General features: G+C 59.7%; 25 protein-coding genes. 15 read left to right on the forward strand and 10 right to left on the reverse strand.

The window, feature by feature from the left end:
* Positions 1-158: 158 nt before the first annotated feature.
* On the forward strand, positions 159-1,283 hold the full coding sequence (locus tag ABC969_RS14105; protein WP_345865868.1) for a radical SAM protein: 1,125 nt from the start codon (positions 159-161) through the stop codon (positions 1,281-1,283).
* Here the strand turns inward: ABC969_RS14105 and ABC969_RS14110 are convergent.
* From ABC969_RS14110 to ABC969_RS14145, 8 genes are all read right to left on the reverse strand, one after another.
* A complete protein-coding gene (locus ABC969_RS14110) occupies positions 1,218-2,270 on the reverse strand; it encodes a class I SAM-dependent methyltransferase (RefSeq protein ID WP_345865754.1) in 1,053 nt (350 codons plus the stop codon). The two genes, ABC969_RS14105 and ABC969_RS14110, sit on opposite strands and share 66 nt — an antisense overlap.
* The gene (locus tag ABC969_RS14115; protein WP_345865755.1) at positions 2,267-4,165 is read right to left on the reverse strand and encodes a B12-binding domain-containing radical SAM protein; all 1,899 of its coding nucleotides are present in this window, start codon (positions 4,163-4,165) and stop codon (positions 2,267-2,269) included. Before ABC969_RS14115 ends, ABC969_RS14110 begins: the two co-directional genes overlap by 4 nt.
* Before the next feature lie 4 nt (positions 4,166-4,169).
* Complete coding sequence (locus tag ABC969_RS14120) at positions 4,170-4,952, reverse strand: PqqD family protein (protein WP_345865756.1); 783 nt, start codon at positions 4,950-4,952, stop codon at positions 4,170-4,172.
* On the reverse strand, positions 4,949-5,848 hold the full coding sequence (locus ABC969_RS14125) for an MbnB/TglH/ChrH family RiPP precursor modification enzyme (RefSeq protein ID WP_345865869.1): 900 nt from the start codon (positions 5,846-5,848) through the stop codon (positions 4,949-4,951). The genes ABC969_RS14120 and ABC969_RS14125 overlap by 4 nt, the downstream gene beginning before the upstream one ends.
* Before the next feature lie 10 nt (positions 5,849-5,858).
* Complete coding sequence (locus ABC969_RS14130) at positions 5,859-6,056, reverse strand: ApyA family aminopyruvatide-related RiPP (RefSeq protein ID WP_345865757.1); 198 nt, start codon at positions 6,054-6,056, stop codon at positions 5,859-5,861.
* Positions 6,057-6,136: 80 nt separating this feature from the next.
* Positions 6,137-6,319 carry a hypothetical protein gene (locus tag ABC969_RS14135; protein WP_345865758.1) on the reverse strand — a complete coding sequence of 61 codons (183 nt, stop codon included), beginning with the start codon at positions 6,317-6,319 and terminating at the stop codon, positions 6,137-6,139.
* Between the two features lie 11 nt (positions 6,320-6,330).
* Positions 6,331-7,461: a dynobactin maturation radical SAM/SPASM protein DynA gene (gene dynA, locus ABC969_RS14140; protein ID WP_345865759.1), complete on the reverse strand. Its 1,131-nt coding sequence runs from the start codon at positions 7,459-7,461 to the stop codon at positions 6,331-6,333.
* Positions 7,462-7,595: 134 nt separating this feature from the next.
* Entirely contained in the window at positions 7,596-7,721 is a 126-nt protein-coding gene (locus ABC969_RS14145; protein ID WP_345865760.1) for a hypothetical protein, read from the reverse strand.
* 174 nt (positions 7,722-7,895) lie between these two features.
* On the opposite strand from ABC969_RS14145, the gene ABC969_RS14150 reads away from it, so the two are divergent.
* From ABC969_RS14150 to ABC969_RS14185, 8 genes are all read left to right on the forward strand, one after another.
* Positions 7,896-8,078: a hypothetical protein gene (locus ABC969_RS14150; RefSeq protein WP_345865761.1), complete on the forward strand. Its 183-nt coding sequence runs from the start codon at positions 7,896-7,898 to the stop codon at positions 8,076-8,078.
* A 319-nt stretch (positions 8,079-8,397) separates the two neighbouring features.
* Positions 8,398-9,609 (forward strand): tyrosine-type recombinase/integrase, encoded by a 1,212-nt coding sequence (locus ABC969_RS14155; RefSeq protein ID WP_345865762.1) that lies wholly within the window; start codon positions 8,398-8,400, stop codon positions 9,607-9,609.
* Entirely contained in the window at positions 9,602-10,264 is a 663-nt protein-coding gene (locus ABC969_RS14160) for a hypothetical protein (RefSeq protein WP_345865764.1), read from the forward strand. Before ABC969_RS14155 ends, ABC969_RS14160 begins: the two co-directional genes overlap by 8 nt.
* Before the next feature lie 88 nt (positions 10,265-10,352).
* A complete protein-coding gene (locus tag ABC969_RS14165; RefSeq protein ID WP_345865766.1) occupies positions 10,353-10,517 on the forward strand; it encodes a helix-turn-helix domain-containing protein in 165 nt (54 codons plus the stop codon).
* A complete protein-coding gene (locus ABC969_RS14170) occupies positions 10,514-10,975 on the forward strand; it encodes a hypothetical protein (protein ID WP_345865768.1) in 462 nt (153 codons plus the stop codon). The genes ABC969_RS14165 and ABC969_RS14170 overlap by 4 nt, the downstream gene beginning before the upstream one ends.
* Positions 10,972-11,232, forward strand: coding sequence for a hypothetical protein (locus ABC969_RS14175; protein ID WP_345865769.1), 261 nt, complete (start codon positions 10,972-10,974; stop codon positions 11,230-11,232). Before ABC969_RS14170 ends, ABC969_RS14175 begins: the two co-directional genes overlap by 4 nt.
* Positions 11,229-11,546 carry a hypothetical protein gene (locus ABC969_RS14180; RefSeq protein WP_345865771.1) on the forward strand — a complete coding sequence of 106 codons (318 nt, stop codon included), beginning with the start codon at positions 11,229-11,231 and terminating at the stop codon, positions 11,544-11,546. Before ABC969_RS14175 ends, ABC969_RS14180 begins: the two co-directional genes overlap by 4 nt.
* A complete protein-coding gene (locus ABC969_RS14185; protein ID WP_345865773.1) occupies positions 11,536-13,218 on the forward strand; it encodes a hypothetical protein in 1,683 nt (560 codons plus the stop codon). The genes ABC969_RS14180 and ABC969_RS14185 overlap by 11 nt, the downstream gene beginning before the upstream one ends.
* 2 nt (positions 13,219-13,220) lie before the next feature.
* On the opposite strand, the gene ABC969_RS14190 is transcribed toward ABC969_RS14185, so the two are convergent.
* Positions 13,221-14,357, reverse strand: coding sequence for a hypothetical protein (locus tag ABC969_RS14190; RefSeq protein ID WP_345865775.1), 1,137 nt, complete (start codon positions 14,355-14,357; stop codon positions 13,221-13,223).
* A 225-nt stretch (positions 14,358-14,582) separates the two neighbouring features.
* Here ABC969_RS14190 and ABC969_RS14195 point away from each other — a divergent pair, with 225 nt between their 5' ends.
* From ABC969_RS14195 to ABC969_RS14205, 3 genes are all read left to right on the forward strand, one after another.
* Positions 14,583-15,065, forward strand: a complete 483-nt coding sequence (locus ABC969_RS14195; protein WP_345865778.1) for a terminase small subunit-like protein — start codon at positions 14,583-14,585, stop codon at positions 15,063-15,065.
* Position 15,066: 1 nt separating this feature from the next.
* Positions 15,067-15,450: a hypothetical protein gene (locus tag ABC969_RS14200; RefSeq protein ID WP_345865779.1), complete on the forward strand. Its 384-nt coding sequence runs from the start codon at positions 15,067-15,069 to the stop codon at positions 15,448-15,450.
* Positions 15,451-15,515: 65 nt separating this feature from the next.
* Positions 15,516-16,193: a recombinase family protein gene (locus ABC969_RS14205; RefSeq protein WP_345865781.1), complete on the forward strand. Its 678-nt coding sequence runs from the start codon at positions 15,516-15,518 to the stop codon at positions 16,191-16,193.
* Positions 16,194-16,196: 3 nt separating this feature from the next.
* Here the strand turns inward: ABC969_RS14205 and ABC969_RS14210 are convergent, their stop codons facing one another.
* The gene (locus ABC969_RS14210; RefSeq protein ID WP_345865783.1) at positions 16,197-17,069 is read right to left on the reverse strand and encodes an AbiJ-NTD4 domain-containing protein; all 873 of its coding nucleotides are present in this window, start codon (positions 17,067-17,069) and stop codon (positions 16,197-16,199) included.
* A 107-nt stretch (positions 17,070-17,176) separates the two neighbouring features.
* On the opposite strand from ABC969_RS14210, the gene ABC969_RS14215 reads away from it, so the two are divergent.
* From ABC969_RS14215 to ABC969_RS14225, 3 genes are read left to right on the forward strand one after another with little or no spacing between them, the layout of a single operon-like run.
* Complete coding sequence (locus ABC969_RS14215; RefSeq protein WP_345865784.1) at positions 17,177-17,818, forward strand: hypothetical protein; 642 nt, start codon at positions 17,177-17,179, stop codon at positions 17,816-17,818.
* Positions 17,815-18,060: a hypothetical protein gene (locus ABC969_RS14220; RefSeq protein WP_345865785.1), complete on the forward strand. Its 246-nt coding sequence runs from the start codon at positions 17,815-17,817 to the stop codon at positions 18,058-18,060. The genes ABC969_RS14215 and ABC969_RS14220 overlap by 4 nt, the downstream gene beginning before the upstream one ends.
* Positions 18,060-18,608, forward strand: coding sequence for a hypothetical protein (locus tag ABC969_RS14225; protein WP_345865787.1), 549 nt, complete (start codon positions 18,060-18,062; stop codon positions 18,606-18,608). Before ABC969_RS14220 ends, ABC969_RS14225 begins: the two co-directional genes overlap by 1 nt.
* The last annotated feature ends 122 nt before the right edge of the window (positions 18,609-18,730 follow it).

Below are 18,730 nucleotides of genomic sequence, written 5' to 3' on the forward strand. Positions count from 1 at the left end.
CGGCAGTGATGGCGACGTTGGCCACGCCACCGCAAGGGTGATCCAACAATAGTGACTCTTGTTATGAGGTGTGCGAAACTTCGATAGCCTCGGAGATCGCCGTGACCACCGGAAGCGACCAGCCTCGTGCCCTACAGTTGGGTCCCGCTTGCACGGCGGTGGTTCTGAAGGTCACGAGCCGTTGCAATCTCAATTGTTCTTATTGCTACGTATACAACATGGGCGACGATGGATGGCGCACGGAGCCCGTGGTCATGAGTCGTGAGATAGCCAGTGCGGCAATCGCCCGCGTCGCCGAGCATGCATATGACCACCAGCTCGGGCATTTTCAGTTCGTCTTTCACGGAGGCGAACCGCTACTTGTCTCGCCCGACTTTTACGCTTGGTTCGTCGCCGAAGCGCGGCACTCTCTCGAACCGACAGTTCGGACAAGTTTCACGCTTCAGACCAACGCTGCGCTCCTCACCAGGCGTTGGGCACAAGATCTCCTCACGCTCGGCGTTCGAGTGGGTGTCAGCCTGGACGCGACCCGAGCGAGTCATGACCGCGCGCGCGTCGATCACAAGGGCCGCGGCTCATATGAACGGGCGCTGCGCGGCCTTCAGAATGCGCGGGCGGCCGGGCTCACTCCGGGGCTCTTGATCGTGGTCGATCCCGCCACCGATCCCGACGAGGTGTTCGAGCACATTGCGGGCCTGGCCCCGCGAACCATCGACTTCCTCTTGCCGCAGGCGACTTGGGACAATCCACCGGATTGCGCCGTGGCGGGCGAGTATGGCGCATGGCTGCTGCGCATCTTCGCGCGCTGGGCGGCCGAGCCTGTCCCGCCGTTTTCGATCCGGCTGTTCGAAAACATCATCCGGACAGTACTTGGCCGGCCGCGCGATTATGACGCGCTTGGTCCGGGCAGAAATGCGACGCTTACGATCGAGACTGGTGGCTCGATCGAGCCCGCGGATGTGCTCAGGGTTTGCGAGAACGGTTTCACGCGACGCGGCCTGTCCGTGCTGGCGCACTCGCTGGACGAGGCACTGGCAGATCCGCTCATGCAGGCATATTATTACGGTGCTGAACGCCTGAGCGTAATCTGCCGTGCCTGTCGCGTCGCCGATCTCTGCGCTGGTGGGTATCTGCCGCACCGCTACCGGCGCGGATCCGGATTTGATAATCCCTCGGTCTATTGCAGTGATCTGGAGGCGCTGACCTCTGCCATACAATCATGGACCGTCGCGCAGCTCACCGCTGAGGTCAGGGCCGAATTGGGCATCCGCGCTCTCGCCTAGCTCCACGACATGGATGAAGCGGTCGATGCCGTCGAAACATGCCTCGTGGCATTCCAGCAGCGTCGCCCCGCCCGCCGCATAGGCGTCGGACCAGAGTATGCGCGACGATCCCGGCACCCCTTGGCCCGAGGCAAGCTGGGCGATATCATGCACTAGTGTGCGCGGTGCCAAGGCGTCAATTTCGCTCTGGCCCAAGCCTCCATAATAGTCGCTTACGATGAGAATGCGGCCCGGCGCGAGCGCGCCCAGCGCGCGGATCAAGTCGGGAAGATCGGAAGCGCGGCGCCAGAAGGCGTTCAGGAAGCTCGACGCCAACACCACTTGCACGTTCGACATGGCGGCGGGGCCGCGTGCCCGAACCACGGCGATCGCGTCGCCGCAGACCAGTTCTACCCGAGACCGGAATCCGAGCCGATCAACCGTCCGCTGCGCCTGACCGATCATCCATGGATTTGCGTCGATGCCCAGCCCGCGCAGCCCCGGGCTCCGCGCAGCGAGCTGGCACAAGGTCTGCGCGCCGCCGCAGCCGAGCTCCACCACGCCGGTCGCCCCGAGCGCCAGTATGAGGCGGGCGACTTCCTGGAGCGGACTGTCGAATGGGTCGTTGCCGAGGAAGGCTGCCGCGTGCCGTTGCTCATCAAAGGCGGGCCGGCCACCGTCGCCTTTCAGCATGACGGCCAAGGATCCCAGCGTCGGGCCGAACCCGCCGACATATTGGTCGAGCAGGTGCCGGGTCATGTCGAGCGCCGCATCGCCGCCGGTACGAACGACCCGCCCATCGTGAAGCACATCGAGCAGATCGCTGCGCGCGCAAGCAAGCGTCAGCAATGGCGCTAGCAACGCTTCGTCCAAGCCGCAGCGGCGCGCTACTTCGCTGGGGTGAAGTGGCACCTCAAGCGCCGCGAGCACGCCCGCCTGATGCAGCGCATCAAGGATGAGCGTTACATAATGGTGCTCCAAGAGCCGTGGCAGGGGCGCTCGGATCACGCTGTGACCGCATGCCCTTCGGCGCAAACGACGATACCCAGCCCTTGAAGCTGGGCAAGGTCCTGTGGATCAAGCAAGCCGAGCATGCTGCTTCCGGACGGATCGGCGGCCGCGATCAACAGGTCGGCGGTGAGGCGATCTACTTGATAGGTTGTCGCGCCTTGCCTGCCGGTCGCGCGCAGCACAACTAGGTGGGCGAGATCCACGTTGCTCTCCGCCTCCAGCTGGAAGCCGAGACTGGAGGGGTCATGGCAGTCACGCAATATGCTGACGCCATCGGCCAGCGCCGGGCCAGCGATGCTGCCTAGCCCGCGCGGAAGCGGCGTGCATCCGGACGGACAGGCCTGCGCGGCAAAACTGTGGCGCAGCATGGAGACGATCGGCGCCGCGTCCCCGAATGTCGCTATTGCCCAGTCGGCCAGCGCGCCCGCCGCGGGCGTAGCATTTGGTTTTGCCTGAGCCAGCCACCAGTCCGTTGCGCGCGCGAGCAGCCGGTCGAGATTGCCTCCACAGCGATCGAGCAGATAGTTGAAGCCGTTCTTACGAATGGTCGAGAGCTGTTGCCACAGCGCCGTGGCCGTAACGTTGACGCGATGATCGACGCAGGTCGGGTAGTAATAATGGGTAACGAAAAGCTTTGGATTCTGCGCGATCAGGATGTCGTCGGATGCCGTGAACCTGGGCAGGTTGAAGCCGCATCGGCTACCGTCAAAGCGCAGTGTATCGCCGTAGCGGGCGAGCAATGCCGTCCCCGGCTCCGGCGACAGGACATGTAACTGCGAGGTATTGAGCAGTCGTCGGTGCAGCTGTCCGGCCAGCGTGATCGTAGCGGCGCGATCATCGCACGTTTCCTCTGGGTAACCGATAATGAACGACGTCGTTGTCTGCAGGCCTAGCATCGCCGTGACGTCTAGCGTTGGCGCAACCAGATCGAGGCCCAGCCGTTTGCGGCTGAGTTCCTGCATTCGAGCGCTGCCCGTCTCGATGCCGAAATAGATGCTGCGGCAACCCGCTCCGGCCATCGCCTCAAGTAGTTCGCGATCGACACAGTCGACGCGCGCCGAGCAACTCCAGCTATAGGCGCGATCCGACGCCGCCTCGCAGAATGCGAGCACCTTGCGGCGATTGACGGTGAACAAGTCGTGATTAAGCTTGAAATCGCTCGCCCCATACCGATCGTGCAGCAGGTCAAGCTCGGCGACGATACGATCGGCTGACTTCAGCCGATAGGAGCGGCCGAAAAATGGCGCGGTTGAGCAGAAGGTGCAACTGAAGGGGCAGCCGCGCCCCGCCTCGACCCGCATTGTCGGGCTGGCCGCCATCGCCTCGTGACAATCGAATGCGGGAACTGGCAACTCGTCAAGCTCGTCGATCGTGGGTGTGCCGGGGTTACGGACCACCGCGCCGTCTGCCCGGCGCCAGCTTATGCCTGGCACGTCCGCCATGCGCCCGGTCCCCAACGCGTCAAGCACGAGCACCAGCGTGGTCTCTGCCTCGTGTCGTGCGATGGCGCTAAAAATTGGAAAAGCTTCGAGAATTTCCCGGTCGAGAATCGTCGCATGGGGGCCGCCTAGCACTATCGGCAGATCGGGACGAAGACCGCGAAGCGCGCTCGCGATCTGCACAACGCAGTGGAAGTTGCAGCCCAGTGCAGTGAAGCCGACGACATCCGGCCCACGCCGAACGATCAGACGCGCGGCATGCTCGTACAGACCAGGGTCCCAACTGAGTTCACCGCTCGCCACGGCGAACTTGGGATCGAAGATCGACGCGTCGTGGCCATGTTGTCGCGCCACCGCGACGAGTGACATCAGGCCAAGATGAGGCTGGAGATCGAATGCCGGGGCCTGAGCCGTTCCCTCGAAGAGCAAATTGTCGACGAACAGGACCCGCATCGGCTTAGGCCAGGTCCCGCGCGGTTGCGGCCATGACCAAGCCGCGGGCCATTGCATCGGCGACGAGATCATCCACCGCGCCGGCCGCTTCGTGCCCGAGCGCTGCCATCACGTCGCGCGCGAGTTCGGCAACCGGGGTCACGCCATCCATCCGGCTCAGCACGTAGGCGCTGAACGCGTCCAAGGGTGCGCAGTAAATGCCCGTGGAAACACGGCGGTAGAGGAAGTCCCGCGGTTCGAGGACGATATCCGGTACCTCAAACCCGTTCTGGGCGAGGCGTTCGCTTAGCGCCAGCACATCCAGCATATAGCGTTCAATCGCGACGTCGTGGCTAAGCCTTGGTTGCGACGTCACCGATGTCGGATTGCTGCGAGCCATGCGAAACAGTCGCATTTCATGGCGCAGCACAGCCTCCACCGGCGCTCGTACATGCTGGGGAAATGTTGCCAGACGCGCATTCACTGCCGTCTCCAGCCGCAGAAGCATCGCGTCGATGGGCATCGAGCCCATCATTCGCGCCTTCTGAAAATCGGGCGCCATGGCGGTGAAAAGGCTGATATCAAGCCGATACAAGCCTAGGAGCCTGAGTGTGCCCGGAACCACCTTGCGCAGTTGTGTGTGCTTTATCCGCGTTATGAAGCCACGAAAGCGGGCAACTTTGGCCAGTTGCAGGTATTTAGGGGATGCTTCCGGTTGCCGCGCCCGCTGCTGCGCCTCGCATCGATCGAAGAACTCCGCATCGACCAAGCACCTCGCCACCAGTCCTTGCGCAATATCCGCGTTCATGCCGCAACCATCCTCCGGCCGGCCAGAGCGCGCACCTTGGCGAGGTCCGCTTCGATCGTCCCAAGGGGAAAGTCCGGGTCCCAATTATATTCGATGGTCACCGCCTGTGGTGTCGTACCATGTAGCAGGTGATCGAGCAGGTCGAAGGCTAGCGGCGCGATCGGAACGGCATGATCGTCCCATACGGTGCCGGCATCGGCCTGTGCGCCTGAGAGATGGATCTCAACGACGCGCTCGAGCGGAATTTTTTTAAGCAGATCGTGGGGATCTTCACCGGTGTTCGCGCCCGTGCAGACGAGGTGGGCAAGATCCAGCAACAACCGTACATTCTCGTTGCGCGCGCAAAGCCGACGAAGAAAGTCCGACTGCGACATCGTGCTGCCGGGAATCTCGAAATAAACCGGACCGTTCTCGATCAATATCGGGCATGCCAACACTTGCGACCACCGCTCTAGCGCCGCGCTGACTCGGTCCAGCATCTCCTCGCTATACTGCGGGCTAACTGTGTAACCGATATTCCACGGGCCGGCATCGCCGCCGGCCGATGCCAGATCGTCCACCGACGGTGCGAAGGCATCGTGGAGCGACGGCGCCGTCGCCGCCATCATCGACACGAAGGCCAGATGCTCGCCAAGCCAGGGGGTTCCTGTCTGCGCGATGCGGCGGCGCAGTTCGGCCACCACGGCCGGGCTCGGTGGCAAATTGCCGGCGAGCGACAGGCTGGCACAGTGCAACACTACTGGCAGATCGTACGCGCTTGCTGCCTCCGGGGTGTGCACCAGCAGTTCGAACGGGACTTCGACAAAATCGACCGCGCCCGGCCGGCGGGCAAGCAAAGAGCCAACGGCATCGCCATATGCAAGCCCGACGGCAGGCTCAGCGTGCCCGCGCCACATCCGGGTCACGCTAATCGATCTTCTGCGCGAAGCCGCCGTCCGGATCACCTGATGAGATTCGGCCCTCGCCAACCATGATCGAGATTTTCCCGTTTTTGCGAAGGCACTCCATTACCCGGTCACGCGCACCTTCATCCAGCACCTCGAAATCGATCCGATTGGTTCCCACGCCACTAAGTTTAACGACGTTGTTGTCTTCGATTGCCATATCCGCCTCCATCAAAAAAAGTTTCTCTTTGAGTGCCTCCACGGATCCAATTGACCATCAATCCTAAAGGCAGGAATCCTTCAGAAAGAGTATTTATAAACGTTACCGGACCATTGCTGATCATCAGTAAATGAGTGCTCGATTGGTAGCTCGATCTGGATCGACGTGCTTCCGAAGCGTTGGATTACATCTTGAAGTGCTGCGCGAAGCTGCGGCTCTGCTGCCGTCACAGCTTGCCGAGCGCCTGTTTCATCAAGTTCCATGTCTACCTCCTTCATGTTTCAGAGAGTATCGAATGAGGAGCAGGAGCGATCGTCAAGCTCCCATCATTTCGCAGCCTATTCTCGACATGTTCGTACATCCTGAACAGGCTGGGGCAGTAATAATCCCGCCGATTATGATCACCGGTGAATTTAAATGCTCGCTGCATGCAGCCACCGTGACAAACATGCTGCCATTTGCAGGTTGCACACTGTGGGTCTATCTCCCGTCCTAAGGCATATTGTGCGACGGTAGATGAAAGTAAATCTGGCAACGCCGTTTCATGGATATTGCCATACCGCCATTCGGCATTGCCTGACAAAGTTGCACAGGGGTATACATACCCATCTGGATCAGTCGAAACATGATGGCGAGAGCAGTTAACCTGTCCAATGCAATCAGCGGGTCGCCCTGACAGGATAGCTTTTGTTTTGAAGGCAAAATCAGAACAATAAATATAATCGCCCGATCGAGAATCAAACCACCGGTCAAACATTGTTATCCAAGGCGATGCATACTCTTCAGCGTCAAGACCAAGCTCGTCAAACGACGTTTTGGCTGATCCGCTAAGAGTCAAGGGAATAACGTTGAAAGGCAGCCGCTCCGCGACCAGAAAATCATATATATCGTCCACAAAGGACTCATTTGCTCGCGTTATCACAACGCAAACTCCAAATGGAACCTTGCAGCGTCGCAAAATTTCGAGCGAGCGGCTCACGCGATCAAACGTACCCCGCCCTCTCAGATCGATCCGCGTTTGATCATTTAAGTGCTTTGGTCCATCAATACTGATTGAAACATTGAAACGATTTGCCTTAAAGAATGTGGCCCAATCGTCGTTAATCAGTAGGCCATTTGTCTGCATTGTGTTTTCAAATCTGCGTCCGTTGGCGTGACGATGTTGAAGATCTATGACGTCCTTGTAGAACGAAAGTCCTGGGACCAGCGGCTCCCCACCATGCCAGATAAAATCGTAGCGCGTGCGCTGCGGGCCGGAACACGGTACGGCAAATGTTTGCTCGATGACCTTGACGAGCGTTTCACGCGTCATGATCGGCGCGCGTGTATCCTCATTGTAGCAATAGCGGCACGATATGTTGCAGATGTGCGTCGGCTTGACGACATTGGTGAACACATCGGGCACGCTAGCCTCCTTAGGAAGAAGTGCGCGGGTCACGGTCTTGTATGTTAATATTGTGTCAGTACTACTTTAGAGTCAAGCGTGGTAATGCGAGCTCGGATACTATTCTTTCTGACATTATAAAAATGTTAGGTATCTCAGCGGTTAAAATGAGAAAAATGCAACATTAAAATACGATACCAGATAATTGTCGGCACGACGATTGCAGTCGCATCGCCATGTATTCGGCAAATATCAAAAACAGAAGAATCGAGATCGGTCATTACCGATGTCCCACTGGGAGCGCTCAGTGGCCCACCTTATATCCGCAGAGATACGCTGCTGTCGGGCGGTTATCCCTAAGGAAACTGGTGGTTAAGATTGGCCGGGTACAAAACCCGTACACAAAAAGAACGACGCAACCGCCGATTTGACCTTCAAAAGGTGAAAGCCCCTGCATGAAGATTGCGGCCTTCAACGTGAGCGGCATCAACGGACGACAACCACCTGCAGATCGAATATCAACCGAATTGGCGGCGATCGATACGGCCTGTTTCTTCAGTGCGCGCTTCGATGGTGCCGCGAGTGAAGATGCCTCTTCGAGGATATTCCGATTCCCTATCGGCCTCGAGGAACATTGAACTCGTATTTGCCTCGTACACCGGAGTCGCCCAAACTCGTCTAAGAGCGACGAAATCGGGGGAGCCACGGACGTCGTCGCGAGGCGCCGCGCCGCCTTATATATGGTCGTATTGAATAAGATAAATCAATAATTTAAGGCCAATTCCAGAGGAATTGGCGTGGTGCCGGTTGCAGGAATCGTATTAGATGTTCGCCATTGATCGCCGATGGTCGTCTAACCCACGGCGTTCCTGATTGATTCACGTTCGGCGTTTCGCCTTTGTTCGTTGACGTTCGCCCACAGTCGCGTAAAAGTGTGGGAACGAACAGGGGAGCTAAATGGGCAAGCTGACCGCTATGGCTGTGAAGAGCGCGAAGCCAGGGCGGCATGCCGATGGCGATGGTCTCTACCTGCTCGTGAAGCCGACTGGCGCCAAGTCATGGCTGATCCGCGTGCAGGTGGATGGCGTTCGTCGCGACGTCGGGCTCGGCGCCGTTGATACATCCGCAAGGGCGACCGGCAAAGCGGAGCCGTCCCCAATCGTCATTCCCATACTGCAGCGAAAGCTGCTCACCTTGGGTGAGGCGCGGGAAAAGGCTGGTCTGCTCCGCGGCGCGGCGAAGGCTGGCCTTGATCCTGTCCTTGAGCGTGACCGTGGCCGGCGGACTGTGCCTAAGTTCCGGGACGCGGCCAAGGATGCACATGAGGCACTGAAAGAGGGGTGGACCGCCAAGGGCGCCAAGACCTTCATTAACTCGCTCACCAACCACGCCTTCCCGACCATGGGCGACACCCGCGTCAGTGACATAACGTCGGCCGACATCACTGCGGCGTTGGCGCCAATCTGGACCAGCAAGCCGGACATGGCCCGCAAGGTGCGCCAGCGGATCGGCACCGTGCTCAACTTCGCGCATGGCAAGGGTTGGCGGCCGACAGAGGCGCCGGGCAGGTCCGTGACGGTCGGACTGCCACGCCAGCCCAAGGCGGGGAATTACGACGCGATGCCATATGGTGATGTCCCGGCGTTCGTCGCCGACGCACGCGCCAAGCCGCCTACCGGCGGGCGGTCGATGTTGCTGTTTCAGATTTACACCGCCGCCCGGCCTGGGGAAGCCCGCGGTGCCCGTTGGGGTCAGATCGACCTTGCCAAACGCGAGTGGCAGCGGCCTGCCGAGTTAATGAAGGGATTCGGCTCGCCGGCCCACACGGTCACTTTGAACCACGCTGCGATAGCGCTGCTCACAGAATTGAAGGGCGATCGCACGCCGAAACCGACAGACCTCGTCTTCGCCGGCCAGCGCGGCGGAATGATGTCCGACATGACGTTGAATAAAGTGCTGCGGACCGCAGGTTTGCCACACGACGCCCATGGGTTCCGCAGCTCGTTCCGCGATTGGGCGGCTGAGCAGATGCCGCATATTCCTGATCCGGTTGCCGAGGCTGCACTGGCGCATGTCGTGTCCGACAAGGTGATTGCAGCCTACAAGCGGACGACGTTTCTCGAGATGCGGCGCACTCTGCTTGATGCGTGGGGCGCGTACGTTGGCTGACCGCGAGGACCATAACGATTTGGTTCGCTGGGTGCTCGATCTGCAGGCCAGGCTGTACACCCGGGAAGCCCAATACCGATTGGCGAAAGAAGCTCAGCCGGATCGCGACCCAGAGGAGGTACGGGTAGAAGCCACCGTTGCCACCGCATTCGCTTTGATCGATCTTCATCAGGCGCTCGCTGCGCTTCCACAGTTCGCCGGGGGAAAAGGGCTACTGCCGTTGCAAGATCTGGCGCAGGCTTTGGGCGATCTGGTCACCGGCGGTCAGCCTGTTTTACTCCAGCGCCGTGCGGGGGTGGGCAAGGGCAAGGATACCTTTGGCCGACGTTATATCAAAAAGCAGGCGGTCACTGGTGTGAAATGCCTGCAGTTTTTAGGGTATAATGAAAAGGCCGCATGCTCTGCAGTCGCGCGCGTTTTTAGCGACGCGGGTGTGAAAGGACGTAAGCGGCGTCAGGACGGCAGCCATTCTCTCGATCACGGCACAATTCTGAACTGGGTAATCAGTGCCCCCGACAATGCCGAGGAGTATGGCCAGATTCAACGCTTCGTGGCCGAGTGGGCGGCCGATACTAAAGCGCCCATGACGGAAGCGGCGGTTTTGGATTGGGCGCGCGAGACGGCGAACAGTCCGCCGGTCCAATCAAAAATCTGATTATCCCCCCACCCAATCACACGTCCGAACATTGACGGTCAAATACGAAGCCCAGCGGCAGCACCGCTCGGCAATCGGAGGATCGGCAATGGAACCAGTCACAGTCACGATTGATGGCGCGCGCAAGGCGCTGGGGCTCGGCAGGACGACAGTGTACCAGCTTATTAAAGCAGGCAGGCTTAAGACGGTGAAGGTCGGCCGTCGCACCCTGGTCCGCGCCGACAGCATCCGCGCGCTGGTGAGCGTGGCATGAGCGCGCTGCCAGACGAAAGAACCCCGCGACACAGGGCGATGTCGCAGGGTTCAAATCAGGGTCAAGGAGAAGGACCGAAGCCGGCATACACGCGATCCGCCGATGAATTGAATCGACGGATCGACGTGTATGCTCACGGCCAGACGCCCAACTTCAGCGACCAAGGCGAAGTGCTCAACAGCATCCCCCGCCGCCAGATCAAGGCGGTACTTGTTCGCGACGCTGAGCCATCCGCCGAAGTCACCGCGCTTGGCAATAACGACCTGCCCGGCGCCGATATCGTCATTTTGATCCGCGGATCGACTCCCCAGGCGCCGGTCATTGAGTGGACATTTTATCGGTTTCCGACGCGGCACGGCACACTGGTCGCTGCCGACCTGCTGGCGCGCAAGATCGGAGTGCAGCGTATCGACGATACGACGGAGGGTCGGGCCAGCGTGCCGGCGCTTGCGTCGTGAGCGCGATGCCAAGATACCGCCCGCTGATCGTGCTGCGCCAGGTCGAAGGCACGCAATGGTGTGTGGTGCGGCATCGGTTCGAGGGCGCCAAGCGGGTCTTTGATGCTCGGATCGCAACGGCACGGCCTTATGCGCGGGCATGCCAAGCGGCGATTGAGGCGGCCACGCTCCAACGTCTGCCGCTCGGCATTGAGGCCAACGGCGTAAAGCTGCGTCGTTTCGATCCTAAAAAAGACGCATGGGAGGCCGCGCAATGAACGCGCCCACTAGCATCGTTTATGAGCCGGGGTGCCCATATCGCCGCTCCATCAGCATCCACCGCCCCAACTGCAACGAGTTTGATCTCGCAGTTCGCGTTGAGCTGGCGGCATTGCGCGATCACGCAGCGAAGGGGATGCACCGGGCGATCTCGGAAAGCGCCTACGCCGTTTTGCTGGAGGTAGCCCGGACCGCAACCGCAACCATTTATGCAGAGCGCTCTTTCGGCGACCTGTTGCTCGTACGATCCGGGCTCAATCTCTTGATGATGGGCGCCTGCGCCTTGGAAAAGGCGGAGCGCCATGCACAATAATCCGTCTGGAACATACGCGCGAAGGAAAGCAGCACCGCTTCGCGCTGCCGAAAACTCTGATAGCGATCCATTTGGGGAGGGCGCCCCAGGAAGCGACATCAGACCAACTGTTATCGTGCGGGCGGGAGAGCTGCACAACATCGCCACGCAAGCCGAACGTGCGCTGATCTTGGCCGAAACGCCGTTCTATGTACGTGGCGGCATGATCGTACGACCAGTGGTCGATAAGCTGCCGAGCTCGTCGGGGGCGCTGGTGAAGGCCGCCCGTCTCTTGGCTGTGCAAGAAGGGGCTATGATTGATCATTTGTCGCGCGCAGCGACGTGGCAAAAATTCGATGCGCGGAAACAGGCGCTCGTCACGGCCGATCCGCCGTCGAGTGTTGCGACGACAATTCTTTCCCGCGACGGGGAATGGCAATTTCCCCATCTCAGCGGCGTGATTACGACGCCGACGATGCGGCCTGATGGCACCATCTTGTCGAAGGCGGGATACGACCCGGCGACGCACCTCCTGTTGCTGGATCCGCCGAACCTTCCGGCTATCCCCGACGCGCCCAACAAGGCGGACGCACAAGATGCACTCGCGAAGTTGGATGCGCTGCTAGACGACTTCCCCTTCACCGACGACGTCAGCCGTGCCGTGGCTCTGTCCGCTCTTATTACCCCTGTCGTTCGGGGCGCGATGACCGTGGCACCGATGCACGCGATCACGGCAACGGCGCCCGGCTCGGGCAAAAGCTACATCGTGGATCTCGTGTCAGCGATCAGCGGTGGCGAGCGAGCGCCGGTGATGAGCGCCGGCAAGACTGAAGAAGAAACGGAAAAGCGGCTGGTTGGCGCAACAATCGAAGGGCACCCGCTAATAACGGTCGACAACGTAAATGGTGGCCTGGGCGGCGACTTCCTGTGCCAACTTGTCGAACGGCCGATCGTATCAGTTCGTCCGCTTGGCACCTCGAAACCCATGAAGGTGGAAAGTCGGGCCTGCTGCTTTGCGACCGGGAATAACATTCAGCTTGTCGGCGACATGACGCGGCGTGTCCTGCTCTGCTCCCTCGATCCGGATGTAGAACGGCCGGAACTGCGCACGTTTCACGGCGACCCGTTTGCTGCGGTGATTGCCAATCGAGCGACTTATATTTCGGCGGCGCTGACGATCGTCCGGGCTCACGCCGTTGCCGGGTATCCTGGAGCGCAATCACCTTTGGCCTCGTTTGAGGCGTGGAGCCGGTTGGTTCGATCCGCGCTTGTATGGCTGGGCCGATCTGACCCAGTGAAGTCGATGGACAAGGCGCGGGAGGAAGATCCGGTGACAAGCAGCCTGACGGTCCTCTTCGCGGCATGGCACGACCTCATCGGCGGCGATGCTAAGCCGGTGGGCGAAATCATATCCATTGCTGAGATGATTGATCAGTATGGCAATACCAAACGGGCGCAATTCCGGCAGGCGCTTGGTGATATTGCAACCGACAAATACGGTAAGATTAGCAGCCTAGCGTTGGGCAAATACCTTGGGCGATACGCAGGCCGGATCGTAGGCGGGCTCAAGCTGGTCAGTTTCAAAGATAACCATTCGAAGCAGAACTGGTGGCAGGTAATTGAAGTGGGCCGCGCGGTGGGCTCTGAATGGCCCGGAGGAAAAACCATTACCCCCGAACCATTCACTGCCTAGGGTTAAGGCAAAAGAGCCGCAATGCGCCGTTGGTGGCGCTCGATGGCAACCAACAGGAAGAAGAACATCAGGACGAGGAAAGCCCCGACAATCATCACAGACTGCGATAGTCCGCCCCAGCCGGTAGCCTGACCCGCAACAATATCCTGACGCTCGGATGACGCCTTATCGGCGTTTGTCCGGCGCCGCTCCGCAAGCAGCCCGAAGTATCGGTCTTGATACGATTTTAGGATTTCGTTCGGAGAGGCGATGCCGTCAGGATAGCGCATAACCTTCACTGTCTCGCTATAGGGCACCACCACCTGTCGATTAACCGCGCAGCCAATCGGTGATTCATACCACGCCGGGCAGTTCTCGCTGTACGGATCCCAGCCACGGCGGGTTTCCGTGCGAGTACGTTGCACTTGTGTCGCTACAGGCTTCTTTGTCGCGAGCCGATACTTCGACAGGCGATCGTCGGTCGATTTAGAGGACGAAGCAGTGACGATTACCGGCAAGAACGTGTCCAGATCTTTTTTGTCGACTGCGAAATCCAATTCTCCCTTTCTAATAGACGCGAGCCTAGCAGAAGAGTTGATTGTCAAATCATCGAACTCGCCGATCGCTAAAGTCTTGTCATCGGTGCGAAGGTTTGGCTGATACCGTGTTCGATACAGGCTGTAGTATCGCCTTAAGAAGCTGTCGTAGTTGGATCTTTGCTCCCGAAAATCCTTATTCAAAGCAGCATTTGATGATGCGCTACTAGACATTTTCAACCCTGATTCTTGCAGCTCATTGGCTGAAACAACACTGGGGCGCTCGGCAACAGAGTCTGGGGATCTCAAGATCCTCGTTACACTCGTTGCGGCCCAAACGAGGGCGCATATTAATAAAACGGTTGCCCCCACCAGCAGCATTGCTCGCAGAACCCTCAAGTATAGAAATTCTATTCGATCAAGCCACGTGCCCGTCCGCGCAATAAGCGTGGAACGCTCCTCAATTTCGTCCAATTTTAGCCCCCCATTAAAAGCCTGACCGTAGGCTGGTTTTGTATGGCGGGGCGCAGCGTTTGGAGCAATGCGCAACGCGCTGAGAATGGAGAGGAATTGTCGAAAGGGCTTTGACGCCGATTGGTCGATCGTGATTGATCGTGCGAACATCGCGCCATACGTCCGCAACCTGCGATCTACTATCTGCGGGTGTTGCGGGTAGTGCGGGTATCGTTTCAGCCCGTCTTCTATAAACTGTCACTGACACTTGCCCGCGTAAGAGCTGGATTGATACCCGCAACACCCGCAACACCCGCAAATGCTGCGTCGATTCACATGTCGCCGTCCTTCCCCTTAAGGTGACCATTACGCGCACGACGCGCGCGCGAGGCTGAGATGACGGAAGACGAACGAGCGACTGCCCAGGCCCTAATCTGTGACCGGCTGATAGACGGCCTGAGCCTGCGCGAGATCTGCCGCGGTGATGACGTGCCGAGCAAAAAGACCGTGTGCCAGTGGCTAGCCGATGATGAGACTTTCCGTCTGCGCTATGCCGTCGCTCGCGAGATGCAGGCCGACGCGCTGGTCGACGAGATCCTTGAGATATCGGACGATGGCACCAACGACTGGACGCAACGCAGGGGTAAGGACGGCGAGGACGTTACCGCGCTCGACGCCGAGCATGTGCAGCGGTCCCGGCTTCGTGTCGACAGCCGCAAATGGATCGCCGCCCGGCTGGCCCCCAAAAAGTACGGAGACGCCTCGCTGCTGAAGCTGGGCGATCCTGACGGGCGCAAGCTGGAAGGCATGGACAACACGCAGATGGCGGCATGGCTCGCGTCCCTCGCGGCCTCGATCAACCAATCACAGGGAGACTGACGTGTTCAAAACGCCAAGCTTGGAAGAAGGCCGCCGATTTATCACACTGATTGCTAGCTCGTCGCAGGACCAATGCCGCGAGATGGGTGAGCTGATGACTTCCCTGGCATCCAGCCCGCGCGATCATCATTGGCGCATGCAGATGCAGAAAGCGCTCGATAATTACCCAGAGGCGCCGGTGAGCAGCATAGCCAGCGCGATCGAGGACGGGCGTGCGCGCGTGAAGGCCGACAATGACGAGCTGTGGGCAACGGGCTGGCACCCTATCCAGATGCGAGCGAAGCTGGTCGAGCTCGGCTATAATGGTGCCGCAGACGGTGACATGATCGCCGCTCCAACCGCCAGCATAGAGGCCCCGCAGGACAGCGAAGCTGTGCCGGATTGATGCTATTGCATATCCTACAAAATGGAGTAACGTTCGTAGCGCCAATGTGTAGGGATGATACAGCCATGAAGGCCGTTGCTTATTACCGCGTGTCGACAGCCGCCCAGGGGCGTTCCGGCCTCGGTCTGGAAGCGCAGCGCGAGGTAGTCGAAAGCCTTTGCGCTGCCCGGGGCTGGGAGCTCGTCGCCCCGCCCTATACCGAGATTGAAAGCGGCAAACGCGCCAACCGCCCCGAGCTCGCCAAGGCGCTCCACCGTGCGAAGGTCACGGGCGCCACACTCGTCGTTGCCAAGCTGGACCGCCTTAGCCGCAACGTGGCGTTCCTCGCGGCTCTGCAGGACAGCGGTGCCCCCTTCATCGCCGCGGACATGCCCGAGGCCAACGAGCTGACGGTGCACATAATGGCCGCGGTCGCCCAGGCAGAGCGCAAGGCGATCTCCAAGCGCACCAGTGAGGCGCTGCAGGCTGCAAAGGCGCGCGGTCAGCGCCTCGGCAACCCCAATGGTGCAGCGGCGCTCAGGCGGGCGGCTCAGGGCAACACAGCGAGCGTCAACGCGATCCGGTCCGGCGCTGCCGTCCGCGCTGAAACGATGCGCCCGGTGATCGACGACATGGGCGCTCGCGGCATTACGTCCCTTGAACGCTTGGCTGCCGAGCTGAACGCCGGTGGGTTTGTCACCGCTCGGGGCGGCGCGTGGCATGCGTCAACCGTACGTAATCTGCTGACCCGGCTAGCCGCCTGACCGCTAAGCTTTCGACTTTCGGATTAAGTAGGTAACGAACGATGCGCATGCGCCGAACATGTACAACGCATCAGTCTCGTCGACGACTGGCGCTCCCTGGTCGATCAGCGCGTGCCGGATGCCTTGCTCATCGCTTGTGTAATCGTAGAGGGCATTGAAGCCCCGCTTCATATTTGGATTGAGTGTGACGGTCGTCTGCAGCTTGTGTAATGCCGGCCCCAAGGTGGAAGCCGTAGGCTCAAGGTGCCTCGCCACGGCTTCAACCGAATGGATACTTTCGCGCACGCTTTCTGCGAAGGACCCTTTGGTCAGCAGCTCGCCAGCCTTACGAAGATGCGCTCTCGCGCCATTGTATTCACTTGCTTCCAAATCTGCGAATGCTGTCAATACCGCTTTGGCTTCAACGGCGGATACGATCGGCATGACAGTATCATTGATAACGCGGTATGCAGCCATTGTCCCCAATAGTGCTGAGTTGATTTGACTATCAAACCCATAGGGGCACTGCTTATGTCGAATAACAAACTGTATAAATTCAAAAACGTCTAGATAATTTCTGGACGTAACGATCGACTTAACTTGACTGAGTATAACATCGAATTTGCTGGCGATATAATCGATGGGCCAGTGCTCATGCAATATGAACCAATCGTCCAGTATTGATCGCCACGACCCACCAAGTGTCGTGTCGCTGTAATCGATATAGACTGCCGCCTTCTTCAAATGCCTATACATCAAGGCCCACAGTCGGGCTTCGAGAGCAGGAGAAATCACACCTAGTGCTAGCTGCGCAGGAAGAGGATCGGCACCTTCTGCCTGCCTAAATGTAACTCGCGTCCTGTCCAGCGGCGTGGCGGCCGCATTTTCGTCGTTCACCCGCTCCAACCCCCAGCTTGCTTTAGGACGCCAGCATCGGCGCATCCGTCGATTCAAACAAGTGCGTCCGCCCCTTACCGTGGAACCACGGCCCAAGGAGAAACGGCATGCCACGACTGACAGAAGCAAATTACACGTCTAGGCGCATCAAGCTAGTCGCGTCCCTCGACACAGCGCGGACGGCGAACAACGAAGCTGCGTTCCGGCGCGAGATGGATGAGGCGACCGACGAGGACGTGAAAGCGGCCCGTGAAGCCGTCGTAGACCTCGAAAGCCGGATTACAGGCTTGGATATGGCATGGAGCCGCACGCTGGACGAGCGCGCCGCCGAAGGCGCTGCTGTACGTTCTCAGGCGGCGAAGGCGGCTCACGCCAAGATGGAGGTTGCCATGGCTCGGCGGGCTGAGGTCGCAACCGAGATGCAAACAGCCGCCGAGGTTTTGGCCTCCCTCTATCGAGACTACCAGACCCTCGGCCGCAATATGCTTCATGGAGCCCTGGCTCATAAGGAAGCATTCACCGGCGCTGGCCTGCAGCACCTTCGTGAACTGATCGACGGCACCTTCAACGATGTGCGCAACCCGCTTGGCAGGGTGCTGTACAATAACGGGCTCGATTTCACCGGCATAGCGGTGAAGGGGTTCAGCACCGACAACCTGGTGCTGCGTTGCCTCCCCTCCTTTATCGCCTGGCAGAACAAGCGAGTGGCTGGCCACGTCCAGGCACTTGCCCAGGTGGGGGAGGCATGATCATGGCGACACACACAGCACTGGTCCGCGTCTATCATGAAGGCACTATCATCCAGCCCAACGGCCCGGTCGATTACGGCGGCGCGCCGGACTGGAAATACCGGCCCACAGATCCGATACAGCAGGCGGCTTGGCGGGAACAGTTCGCCGATCCTGATCGGGTTGTTGGCGTCCTGGCCGACCAAGGCGTCCGCGATGAGGGGCTGGAATACGTCAGCTCGCGCTCGTTGGAGGCAAGCTGATGTGCGATCCGATAACCCTGACTGCGGCGGCGGCAACCGCTGTGACTATGGCTGGGCAGGTGTCCAAAGGCGTCGGTGACTCCCGGATCGCGCGCTATGAGGCCAGCGTGGCCGACCAGAACGCGCGCCTTGCCAGTGAGCAGGCTCGCGACTCGATCGAGAACACGAACATTGAGGCACTACGCGTGGGCAGGCAGCATGCGCAGACCAAGGGGCAAGCGGTCGCGACGATGGCCGGCAATGGGGTCGACCTGAACTTTGGCAGCGCCGTCGATGTGCAGCGCGATAACGCCATGACTGCGGCGGAGGACATGTCTCAGATATATAAAGGCGGCAATGAGCGGACCAAGGGCTTCGAGATCAGCGCGTTCAATTACAAATCGTCGGCCGCGGCTAGTCGTGCCAAGGCCAAAGCGGCCAAAATGCAAGGCTTCTTCAATGCGGCGTCGACCGCACTCGGGTCCGCTTCTCAGATATCATCGATGCGTCGGCCTACCGCCAGCCAGTCGAACGCGTATGGCGTTAGTGGGTCGGATGGGATCTATTGATCAGCTCGCCTCCGCGAGACGATCGCGCGAGCAGAGTAAATTCAAAGGGCTGGCGGCGGCTACTGTGCCTTCAGCTGTTATGCAGCGAACACTAAAGCGACGGCGGACGCTACCAGTCGCCA

Origin of the sequence: Sphingomonas qilianensis (assembly GCF_039614825.1) — a bacterium.
Classification (GTDB): domain Bacteria; phylum Pseudomonadota; class Alphaproteobacteria; order Sphingomonadales; family Sphingomonadaceae; genus Sphingomonas; species Sphingomonas qilianensis.

Bases quoted from the DNA above. Each gene is read 5' to 3' on its own strand.
- ABC969_RS14115 (WP_345865755.1), bottom strand. From the start codon at position 4,165: ATGCGGGTCCTGTTCGTCGACAATTTGCTCTTCGAGGGAACGGCTCAG.
- ABC969_RS14165 (WP_345865766.1), top strand. From the start codon at position 10,353: ATGGAACCAGTCACAGTCACGATTGATGGCGCGCGCAAGGCGCTGGGG.
- ABC969_RS14225 (WP_345865787.1), top strand. From the start codon at position 18,060: ATGTGCGATCCGATAACCCTGACTGCGGCGGCGGCAACCGCTGTGACT.
- ABC969_RS14145 (WP_345865760.1), bottom strand. From the start codon at position 7,721: ATGACCGATCTCGATTCTTCTGTTTTTGATATTTGCCGAATACATGGC.
- ABC969_RS14190 (WP_345865775.1), bottom strand. From the start codon at position 14,357: ATGTTCGCACGATCAATCACGATCGACCAATCGGCGTCAAAGCCCTTT.
- ABC969_RS14125 (WP_345865869.1), bottom strand. From the start codon at position 5,848: ATGTGGCGCGGGCACGCTGAGCCTGCCGTCGGGCTTGCATATGGCGAT.
- ABC969_RS14195 (WP_345865778.1), top strand. From the start codon at position 14,583: ATGACGGAAGACGAACGAGCGACTGCCCAGGCCCTAATCTGTGACCGG.
- ABC969_RS14130 (WP_345865757.1), bottom strand. From the start codon at position 6,056: ATGGCAATCGAAGACAACAACGTCGTTAAACTTAGTGGCGTGGGAACC.
- ABC969_RS14135 (WP_345865758.1), bottom strand. From the start codon at position 6,319: ATGGAACTTGATGAAACAGGCGCTCGGCAAGCTGTGACGGCAGCAGAG.
- ABC969_RS14185 (WP_345865773.1), top strand. From the start codon at position 11,536: ATGCACAATAATCCGTCTGGAACATACGCGCGAAGGAAAGCAGCACCG.
- ABC969_RS14215 (WP_345865784.1), top strand. From the start codon at position 17,177: ATGCCACGACTGACAGAAGCAAATTACACGTCTAGGCGCATCAAGCTA.
- ABC969_RS14180 (WP_345865771.1), top strand. From the start codon at position 11,229: ATGAACGCGCCCACTAGCATCGTTTATGAGCCGGGGTGCCCATATCGC.
- ABC969_RS14155 (WP_345865762.1), top strand. From the start codon at position 8,398: ATGGGCAAGCTGACCGCTATGGCTGTGAAGAGCGCGAAGCCAGGGCGG.
- ABC969_RS14150 (WP_345865761.1), top strand. From the start codon at position 7,896: ATGAAGATTGCGGCCTTCAACGTGAGCGGCATCAACGGACGACAACCA.
- ABC969_RS14220 (WP_345865785.1), top strand. From the start codon at position 17,815: ATGATCATGGCGACACACACAGCACTGGTCCGCGTCTATCATGAAGGC.
- ABC969_RS14205 (WP_345865781.1), top strand. From the start codon at position 15,516: ATGAAGGCCGTTGCTTATTACCGCGTGTCGACAGCCGCCCAGGGGCGT.
- ABC969_RS14120 (WP_345865756.1), bottom strand. From the start codon at position 4,952: ATGAACGCGGATATTGCGCAAGGACTGGTGGCGAGGTGCTTGGTCGAT.
- ABC969_RS14170 (WP_345865768.1), top strand. From the start codon at position 10,514: ATGAGCGCGCTGCCAGACGAAAGAACCCCGCGACACAGGGCGATGTCG.